The following is a 9,203-nucleotide window of genomic DNA, read 5'->3' on the forward strand; positions in this document are numbered from 1 at the left end:
CCGTCACGCTGACCTATGACAATGGCCAGACCAAGAAGATTTCGATTCCGACACCACCCCTGTCGTCACCTTCGCGCCGGCGACGCCGACCGACCTCAAGCCGGGTGCGACGGTCTTTGTCACCGCTGAGCGGGGCAGTGACGGCGCACTCAGCGCCAGCCGCGTCGTGGTCGGAACCAACGGCGTCGTGCCGCCGATGTAGTCGGACAGGCGGCCAATGGCCGCCTCTCGATCTTGCCGTGCATGGTGGCGGGAGGCTGGATTGGGCAGAAACAGTCCAGAAACAAAATTCTACAATCGGGAAATACTGACGAAAAAATTCAGGCGCGTAATTCCATTCGCGGCGGGCGGGCTATCGCCCCGATCCATATGCGCCCGCGAAACAAAAGGAAACGATCCATGAAGAAGTCCCTCCTCTCGGCCCTCGGGCTTGCAGTTGCATTGGCTTTCACGGTGCCCGTCATCGGTGCGACGAGTGCGGATGCGGCGCCGATGGCAAAGCATCATCGTCACCACCATCATCATCGCCACCATGTCCGCCATCACCATCATCACCGCCACCACCACCATGTGATCGGAAACAAGGCCTAAGCACCGCAGACTGCCACCGAGAAGACCGGCCTTGGCTTCCCTGTCCAAGGCCGGTCGTCCCTTGGCATTGCGGCGCGTCAGCTCGACACGATTTGGGCGCACCAAGTTCGTCGAATGACGGCGCCAGCTATCTCCACCATCAGAAGCACCGCCTCAGCGCCGGCTGAACAGCAGACTGGCGACAAGACCGAGCACCACAAGGCCGACAGCAGCGGCAGCCGCCGGATGGTCGCGGGCCGACCTCTCGATCACCCTGCCCTGTTTGCGCAGTGCCGGCATGGCGTCGCGCAGACGCCCCGCAAGATCGGAATAGGTGTCGAAGGCTGCATCGCGACCGTCCTCGTAGTAGGCGCCGCCTCGCCTTGCCACAGCCCTCTTCAAGCTGGCCAGTTCTTTGGTGAGAGCCGCGACCTGCCTGTCGAGATCGATGTCCGAGAGGGTCGAAAATGATGCCATGATGTGTTTCCTTCACTTGCAGAAGGAAACGTAACGCCTCACCGGAAGACGGGTTCCGGTTTCGAACTATCGCGTCGGGCTGCGGTCAGCGCACCTGATCAAGCAGGCGCTTGCATTCCAGGAGGTCGAACAGCGCCTCCTGCAGCAAGGCCCTGTTGTCGCGCGAGAGTTTCGATGCATCCGGCTGCACCGGACCGTCCTCGTCGCTCTTGCCCAGGCCGAAAAAGCGACGGCTGGGTTTGACGCGCGGCTGGCCGACCAGTTCGTCGTCCATGCTGCGCGGCTGGGCCGCCGGCGTCAGCGGCACCTGGTCAGCCTGCCTTCGCTGCGAGATCGCCTCGACGGCGGCCATGTCGCCATTGCCGATGGCAACCAGGAAATGGTTGCCGTTCTCGCGCAACAGCTTCTGCACGCCCTTGATGGTGTAGCCCTGGTCGTAGAGCATGTGGCGGATGCCCTTGATCAGCTCGACATCCTGCGGCCGGTAGTAACGACGGCCGCCGCCGCGCTTCATCGGCTTGATCTGGTTGAAACGCGTTTCCCAGAAGCGCAGCACATGCTGCGGCAAATCGAGATCTTCGGCGACCTCGCTGATGGTACGAAAGGCGTCGGGGCTCTTGTCCATGGGCGAATCCTCACGCTGGACGATGATCCGGCCTAGCTGCCGAATCGGGGCTTATTTCAGCGGTTTATGAAGCAATATTCAAGCCCGGCGTCATGGCGGCGGCGGTTTTCAACCGCGCAGTAGGATTACTTGCCGCTTTTGGCCTTGCCGCTCTGATGGGAGCGCAAGATACGGCTCTTCAGCACGTTGGACGACTTGAAGGTCATCACCCGACGCGGCAGGATCGGCACTTCCTCGCCGGTCTTGGGATTGCGGCCGATACGCTCGTTCTTGGAGCGGACGTGGAATGTCGCGAAGGACGACAGCTTCACCGTTTCGCCGCGCACGATGGCTTCGCAGATTTCATCCAGCACCGCTTCGACGAGTTCGGCCGATTCAGTGCGCGACAGGCCGACCTTCCGGTAAACTGCCTCGGCAAGGTCGGCGCGCGTAAGTGTCTTTCCCCCCATGCGACCGTCCCATCAGCTCAAAACATAAAATTCGGCACAACAACGGCAGAGCCTAAGTAATTGATCCGTCAAGGTCAAGGACCGAAACTGGACCGTTCGGCACTTACCAGCGAACCAGGACAGCGCCCCAGGTGAAGCCGCCACCCATCGCTTCCAGGAGGACGAGATCGCCCTTCTTGATGCGGCCGTCGGCAACGGCCACCGACAGCGCCAACGGCACGGAAGCAGCCGAGGTGTTACCGTGCAAATCGACCGTAACCACCACCTTTTGCTCAGCTATCCCGAGCTTCTTGGCGGAAGCGTCAATAATTCGTTTATTGGCCTGGTGCGGCACGAACCAATCGAGATCCTCGGCTGAGATACCGGCTTGCGCAAACGTCGCCTCGATGACGTCGGTGATCATGCCGACCGCGTGCTTGAAGACTTCGCGGCCCTCCATCCGGAGATGGCCGACCGTACCCGTCGTCGACGGCCCGCCATCGACAAAAAGCTTGTCCTTGTGCGTGCCGTCGGAGCGCAGGCTGGCCGCCAGAACGCCATGGTCGGCGATCGTGCCCGCGCCCTCGCCCGCTTCCAGGATCATGGCACCGGCGCCGTCGCCGAACAGCACACAGGTCGACCGGTCGCTCCAGTCGAGAATGCGCGAGAATGTTTCGGACCCGATCACCAGGACACGCTTGGCCAGGCCGCCGCGGATGTAGAGATCGGCGGTGGTCACGGCATAGACGAAACCCGAACAGACCGCCTGCATGTCGAAGGCAAAGCCGTGATGCATACCGAGCCGGTTCTGGATCTCGACGGCGGTGGCCGGAAACGTGTTGTTGGGCGTCGAGGTCGCCAGCACGATCAGATCGATGTCGGCGGGCGTGAGGCCCGCATTGGCAAGTGCGGCACGTGCCGCCGCTTCCCCCAGCGAAGCCGTCGTCTCGTCATCGCCCGCGATGTGGCGCTGGCGAATGCCGGTGCGCTGGGCGATCCACTCGTCGGAGGTCTCGACCATGCCTTCGAAATCGGCATTCTTCATGATTCGGCGGGGCAGCGCGGCGCCCGTGCCGCGCACGACTGATCTGATCAAAGTTCTTTCCTATTCCTTTGCGTCGGTGACGACGTCGGATTTCCTAGATGACAGGGCGCGCGGGTTGCGCGCATGAAACAGGTCCAGATCGGCCTCGATACGGTCGAGGAGGTTGTTGCGGACCATGTCATAGCCGAGTTCGATCGCGGCGGCGAACCCGTCAGAATCAGCACCGCCATGGCTTTTGACGACGATCCCGCTCAGCCCCAGGAAAACGCCGCCATTGGAGCGGCCGACATCCATCTTTTCGCGCAAGCGGTTGAAGGCGCCCTTAGCGAAGACGTAGCCGATCCTGGCCATCAGGGTGCGGCTCATCGCGGCGCGCAGATAACCCGCTATCTGGCGCGCCGTGCCTTCCGCGGTCTTCAGAGCGATGTTGCCGGCGAAGCCCTCGGTCACCACAACGTCGACCGTGCCCTTGCCGATATCGTCGCCCTCGACGAAACCGTGATAGTTCATCGAGGCCATGTTGGCTTCGCGCAGCATGCGCCCCGCCTCCTTGACCTCTTCCTGGCCTTTGATCTCCTCGACGCCGACATTGAGCAGGCCGACGCTGGGCCGGGCTATGCCGAAGACCGAGCGCGCCATGCCGGTGCCGAGAATGGCAAAATCGATGAGCTGTTGCGCATCGGCCCCAATGGTCGCGCCGACGTCCAGCACCACGCTTTCGCCGCGCAATGTCGGCCAAAGGGCTGCGATCGCCGGGCGATCGATGGTGGCCATGGTGCGCAGGCAGAATTTCGACATCGCCATCAGCGCACCGGTGTTGCCCGCGGAAATGCAGGCGTCGGCCGTGCCGGCCTTGACCGCTTCGACGGCCTTCCACATCGATGACTTCCAGCGGCCGTGGCGCAGCGCCTGGCTCGGCTTGTCGTCCATCCTGACCGCAATTTCGCAATGGAAGAATTCGCTGATCTCGGCAAGCTTGGGAAATTTGGCGAGCTCCGGGCGCACGACCTCCTCACGCCCGAAGATGACGAAGCGGATGTCGGGACGACGGGTCGCGACCGTCATGAGCGCTGGAATGACCACGGCTGGTCCGTGATCGCCGCCCATGGCATCGATGGAAATCCTGATCACGCGGTATTTGTCTCACGGTTAGGCGGCAGGTCGTTTAGCGACCGCGAAGGTTCGGCGAAAATAACGGTTTTGGGCTGCCACACAACCGACTTTTCCGTCGCGGGCGAGCTTTTCAGGATTTTCCCAGCAAGGATCGCAGTTTTTGCTGAAATTCATTCTCCGCCGGTTCGGTCTCGCTGCCGGCGTTGAGCGATGCGCCCTGCTTACGCGGATAGGGGTCGATGGCGAGCCCGAAATACTGTTCGGCGAGTGCCCCGACATCGATCGTGTCACCGGAAAATGTCTCTGGACTGTCAGGGCCTTCCGCGTCGAGCAGGATCTCGCCGCCACCATCGAAACCCTGCCGTCCAAGCTTGGAATCCTCGGGCAGCAGAAGCGCTTCGACCGGTTCGTCGATATGCGCTTCGACAGGCTCGAGCGTGACGATGCAGGCCTGGGTGATGTCGGCTTCGACACGACCGCTTATCTTCACGCCATTGCGCTTCCACGACGCGACCAGAAGCTCGGCGCGATAGGATTCGACCGAAATCAACCCGTGCTCCTCGGCCAGTGCCGCACGCTGTGCGGCATCGGCTTCGATAACCAGCGGCAGGCCCTTTTGCGGCAGGCGCGTGATGTTTGCACGGAAGGAGACCGGGCTTTGCGGGTCCACATGCTTCATTGTTCAACCTCCTTGGCGGCGGGAAAGGTCAGCGTGCCGGAGACAATCGATTCGGATGTCTGCGCGGCCAGATGATTGCGCGCGTCGGTAACATAGTTGGCCAGCAGCGATGCCTCCAGCCAGGCGCCCGCGTCGGGCCGGACATTGCGGGCAAGAGCCGCGGTCAGCGCTTCATGGTCGTTTCTTTCCAGGGCATCGTCATAGGCAGCGGTTCGGCCATAAAACATCTTTGCCAGCTTTTTCATGCGTTTGGGCACGCCAACGTCGCCAATGCCCAATTCCCGCAACGAATGGTCGACGTCGAGGAAGAACTCGTCGATCAGCACCTGGGCGACCTCTTGCGCCGCACCGCTCTCACCGCGCAACCTGTGCTGGAACAGGAACATGTGCAGCGACAGCATCTCGAAACGGCCAAGCGGCGTGTCTGGCACATTCCAGTGGGAATAAAACACCGTCTGCCGCGCCGCCGCCACGATTTGTGCGTAAAGCGCCTCGGTGATAGCGCGGTTGGCGTAGCGTTCGCGGCCAAAAAAGCGCTGGAACATTGGGGATGGTCTCCTGGGGACCGTTTGTTGAAGTGGGCTTGTTGCATCGGCAAGCAAGCTGGTTTACCGGTTTCGCGGCCCAGCGCAAGTTGCGGCCAGCTAATGGAGTTGTTGTTGCGCGCGCTGAATTTCAAGTCGACCTTCTCGTCCAGGCCCGCCGGCGCGATCTCGCTGCTGATGATCGTTTCGGCACTATCGGCCTGCCACACCTCCAAGATGATCGGCGACCTCAGCCCGAGTGAGACGCTGACGCAAGGTTACGTCATAGACCAGCAGGCAATCGACCTGGTGCCGGTCGGTTCGAGCCGCGAGCAGGTGCTTCTGGCGCTCGGCACGCCGTCGACGACCGCGACCTTCGACAACGAGGCCTTCTATTACATTTCGCAGACGCGCAAGCGCTACGTCGCCTTCGACAAGCCACGGCTCATTGATCAGCATGTGCTGGCGGTCTATTTCGGCGCCGATGGCCGCGTCACCCAGATCGCCAATTACGGGATGAAGGACGGCAAGATGTTCGACTTCATCTCACGCACCACACCGACCGGCGGCAAGGACCAGAACTTCCTCAGCCAGATCATCAACGGTGCCAGCAAGCTGGCACCCAGCATTCCGGGCGGCGGCGCCTAATTCCTTTCGGCTTCCATTCCGGGAGCCTCATCATCTCAGGCGACCAAAAACCCGCGGGAGCGATCCTGCGGGTTTTTGTTGTGGCCTCGATCAGGGCAAGATCCCCGTATGTTTGCCGGCGATGCTTAAGCCGTCGAAACCCAAGCCGGTAGATGAGATACCGGCGCATTTACCGTATGCAAGAGATCGGCTTGTTGACGCGTCGACATGGCATTGCTCAACAAAAAACCCGCGGGATCGCTCCCGCGGGTTGTTTCGGGCTGAAGCCTAGATCAGCCGTGCGCGAGCACGGCCAGCAGCAGGAGCGCGACGATGTTGGTGATCTTGATCGCCGGGTTGACGGCGGGGCCAGCGGTGTCCTTGTAGGGATCGCCGACCGTGTCACCGGTCACCGAAGCCTTGTGCGCCTCGGAACCCTTGAGATGCTTGACGCCGTCCTTGTCGACAAAGCCGTCTTCGAAGGACTTCTTGGCGTTGTCCCAGGCGCCGCCGCCAGAGGTCATCGAGATGGCGACGAACAGGCCGTTGACGATGACGCCGAGCAGCGAGGCACCCAGCGCTGCAAAGGCGGACGCCTTCGAGCCCGAGATGAGCAGCACGCCGAAATAGACGACGAGCGGCGCCAGCACCGGCAGCAGCGACGGGATGATCATTTCCCTGATTGCCGCCTTGGTCAGAAGGTCGACCGCGCGGGCGTAGTTCGGCTTCGAGGTGCCGGCCATGATGCCCGGATCCTCGCGGAACTGCTTGCGCACCTCCTCGACGATGGCGCCCGCCGCACGGCCGACGGCCGTCATGGCGATGCCGCCGAACAGATACGGGATCAGCCCGCCGAAGATCAGGCCGGCGACGACGTATGGGTTGGAGAGATCGAAGGAGATCTCGCCCATGCCCTGGAAGTAGGGATATTTGTCGCCATTGGCGGCGAAGAACTTCAGGTCGTTCGAGTACGCGGCAAACAGCACCAATGCGCCGAGACCAGCGGAGCCGATGGCGTAGCCCTTGGTCACCGCCTTGGTGGTGTTGCCGACCGCGTCGAGCGCGTCGGTGGAGTGGCGCACTTCCTTGGGCAGGCCGGCCATTTCGGCGATGCCGCCGGCATTGTCGGTGACCGGGCCGAAGGCATCGAGCGCAACGATCATGCCGGCAAGGCCGAGCATCGTCGTGACCGCGATCGCCGTACCGAAGAGGCCGGCAAGCTGATAGGTCGAGATGATGCCGCCGACGATGACGATCGCCGGCAGCGCCGTCGATTCCAGCGAGACCGCGAGGCCCTGGATGACGTTGGTGCCGTGACCGGTGACCGACGCCTGGGCGATGGAATTGACCGGGCGCTTGTTGGTGCCGGTGTAGTATTCGGTGATGACCACGATGAGACCGGTCACCACGAGGCCGATCAGGCCGCAGATGAACAGGTTCTTGCCGGTGATGACCATGCCGGCGACCGTGCCGACCTCACCCCAGCCGAGCGTCACCTGGGTGGCGACGCCGAGGCCGACGATGGACAGCAGGCCAGTGACGATCAGGCCCTTGTAGAGTGCGCCCATGATCGAGCCGTTGGAACCGAGCTTGACGAAGAAGGTGCCGACGATCGAGGTCAGGATGCAGGCGCCGCAGATGGCGAGCGGATAAAGCATGGCCGCACCCAACACGGCGGTCCCGCCAAAGAAGATGGCAGCCAGAACCATGGTGGCGACGACAGTCACCGCATAGGTTTCGAACAGGTCAGCGGCCATGCCGGCGCAGTCGCCGACATTGTCGCCGACATTGTCGGCGATCGTGGCCGGGTTGCGCGGATCGTCTTCGGGAATACCGGCTTCGACCTTGCCGACGAGATCGCCACCGACGTCGGCGCCTTTGGTGAAGATGCCGCCGCCGAGACGAGCGAAGATCGAGATCAGCGATGCGCCGAAGCCGAGCGAGACCAGCGAGTCGATGACGATGCGGTCATTGGGCTGGAGGCCCATGAAGTGGGTCAGGATGAGGTAGTAGATCGACACGCCGAGCAAGGCGAGGCCAGCAACCAGCATGCCGGTGATGGCGCCCGATTTGAACGCGATGTCGAGGCCGGCAGCGAGACTGTTCGATGCGGCCTGCGCCGTGCGAACGTTGGCGCGAACGGAGACATGCATGCCGATGAAGCCGGCGGCGCCTGAAAGCACCGCTCCGATCAGGAAGCCGATCGCGGCGGTGATGGACAGCAACCACCAGGCGAGCACGAGGACGACGACGCCAACGATGGCGATGGTGGTGTACTGACGCGCCAGATAGGCTTGTGCGCCCTCGCGGATAGCCGCGGAGATTTCCTGCATGCGTGCATTGCCCTGATCGGCCGCAAGGACCGAACGTGTCGCCCAGATGGCGTAAAGGATTGAAAGCAGGCCGCAGGCGATGACGGCGGAAATAATTGTCATTGCCGGATTTTCCTCGATTGATGGCCCAAAAGAACCCCTCCCTGGGCCGTTGAGACAAAGACCGGATTCCGAGCACGGAATCCGCCTCTTCGCAGCGGTGTATGCGAAACAGGGCTGCGAACGTCAAGATATTGTTCGGTTTTTGCCCGGCTTTCGCCCAAATGGTTGGGACCAGGCGGCGGCTGCCGTCAGCACCCTGCGATTAGATCGATTGAAATTAGCCCTGACGCAGGGCGTGGCTACTCTGCCTCCCGGCCCATCCGGCGCGCCGTGTAGCGCTCTATGGCCGACAGGCCGTCATAGATCAGCACGGCAAGGGCTGCCACGATCAGGCCGCCCTGCAGGATGAAGGCGAGATTGTTGGATAACAACCCGGCGATGATCACTTCGCCCAGCGTTTTGGCTGCCACGGTCGAACCGATGGTCGCCGTGGCAAGGCTGATCACCACCGACAGCCTGATGCCGCCGAGAATGATCGGGGCGCTGAGCGGCAGCTCGACCTTGGTGAGCCTTTGCCAACCGGTCATGCCGGCGCCGCGCGCCGCCTCGACGACGTTGGCAGGTAGCGTCGTCAGGCCGGTCAGCGCGTTCTCGAAGATCGGCAGCAGGCCATAGAGAAACAGCGCGATCAGTGTCGGCTTCTCGCCGAAGCCGACGGCCGGCACGGCGAGTGCCAGCAC

General features: G+C 62.4%; 11 protein-coding genes and 1 pseudogene. 2 read left to right on the forward strand and 10 right to left on the reverse strand.

Annotation, left to right across the window (positions count from 1 at the left end; translation table 11 throughout):
• A pseudogene (locus EN925_RS40675) lies at positions 1 to 202 on the forward strand (hypothetical protein); the annotation flags it as partial.
• Positions 203 to 291: 89 nt separating this feature from the next.
• On the opposite strand, the gene EN925_RS39620 reads toward EN925_RS40675, so the two are convergent.
• From EN925_RS39620 to EN925_RS11540, 8 genes are all read right to left on the reverse strand, one after another.
• Complete coding sequence (locus EN925_RS39620) at positions 292 to 639, reverse strand: hypothetical protein (RefSeq protein WP_164753443.1); 348 nt, start codon at positions 637 to 639, stop codon at positions 292 to 294.
• Positions 640 to 744: 105 nt separating this feature from the next.
• On the reverse strand, positions 745 to 1,047 hold the full coding sequence (locus EN925_RS11510; protein WP_013532229.1) for a hypothetical protein: 303 nt from the start codon (positions 1,045 to 1,047) through the stop codon (positions 745 to 747).
• An 85-nt stretch (positions 1,048 to 1,132) separates the two neighbouring features.
• Positions 1,133 to 1,672 (reverse strand): MerR family transcriptional regulator, encoded by a 540-nt coding sequence (locus EN925_RS11515; RefSeq protein ID WP_063167770.1) that lies wholly within the window; start codon positions 1,670 to 1,672, stop codon positions 1,133 to 1,135.
• Positions 1,673 to 1,797: 125 nt separating this feature from the next.
• The gene (locus EN925_RS11520) at positions 1,798 to 2,121 is read right to left on the reverse strand and encodes an integration host factor subunit alpha (RefSeq protein WP_013532231.1); all 324 of its coding nucleotides are present in this window, start codon (positions 2,119 to 2,121) and stop codon (positions 1,798 to 1,800) included.
• Positions 2,122 to 2,224: 103 nt separating this feature from the next.
• The gene (locus tag EN925_RS11525; RefSeq protein WP_024504674.1) at positions 2,225 to 3,196 is read right to left on the reverse strand and encodes a beta-ketoacyl-ACP synthase III; all 972 of its coding nucleotides are present in this window, start codon (positions 3,194 to 3,196) and stop codon (positions 2,225 to 2,227) included.
• A 9-nt stretch (positions 3,197 to 3,205) separates the two neighbouring features.
• The gene (plsX, locus tag EN925_RS11530; RefSeq protein ID WP_024504675.1) at positions 3,206 to 4,276 is read right to left on the reverse strand and encodes a phosphate acyltransferase PlsX; all 1,071 of its coding nucleotides are present in this window, start codon (positions 4,274 to 4,276) and stop codon (positions 3,206 to 3,208) included.
• A gap of 112 nt (positions 4,277 to 4,388) precedes the next feature.
• Entirely contained in the window at positions 4,389 to 4,937 is a 549-nt protein-coding gene (locus EN925_RS11535) for a DUF177 domain-containing protein (RefSeq protein WP_027162417.1), read from the reverse strand.
• Entirely contained in the window at positions 4,934 to 5,482 is a 549-nt protein-coding gene (locus EN925_RS11540; protein WP_063167769.1) for a ubiquinol-cytochrome C chaperone family protein, read from the reverse strand. Before EN925_RS11540 ends, EN925_RS11535 begins: the two co-directional genes overlap by 4 nt.
• Before the next feature lie 114 nt (positions 5,483 to 5,596).
• Here EN925_RS11540 and EN925_RS11545 point away from each other — a divergent pair, with 114 nt between their 5' ends.
• The gene (locus EN925_RS11545; RefSeq protein WP_013532236.1) at positions 5,597 to 6,109 is read left to right on the forward strand and encodes an outer membrane protein assembly factor BamE; all 513 of its coding nucleotides are present in this window, start codon (positions 5,597 to 5,599) and stop codon (positions 6,107 to 6,109) included.
• Positions 6,110 to 6,381: 272 nt separating this feature from the next.
• Here EN925_RS11545 and EN925_RS11550 read toward each other — a convergent pair whose 3' ends face one another.
• Together EN925_RS11550 and EN925_RS11555 are read right to left on the reverse strand one after the other, a co-directional pair.
• Complete coding sequence (locus tag EN925_RS11550; RefSeq protein ID WP_013532237.1) at positions 6,382 to 8,523, reverse strand: sodium-translocating pyrophosphatase; 2,142 nt, start codon at positions 8,521 to 8,523, stop codon at positions 6,382 to 6,384.
• Between the two features lie 239 nt (positions 8,524 to 8,762).
• Positions 8,763 to 9,203, reverse strand: a 441-nt coding sequence (locus EN925_RS11555; RefSeq protein ID WP_164894181.1) for an ABC transporter permease, incomplete at its 5' end; no start/stop codon positions are given.

Origin of the sequence: Mesorhizobium sp. M7A.F.Ca.US.006.04.2.1 (assembly GCF_004022915.1) — a bacterium.
GTDB classification, from domain to species: Bacteria; Pseudomonadota; Alphaproteobacteria; order Rhizobiales; family Rhizobiaceae; genus Mesorhizobium; species Mesorhizobium ciceri.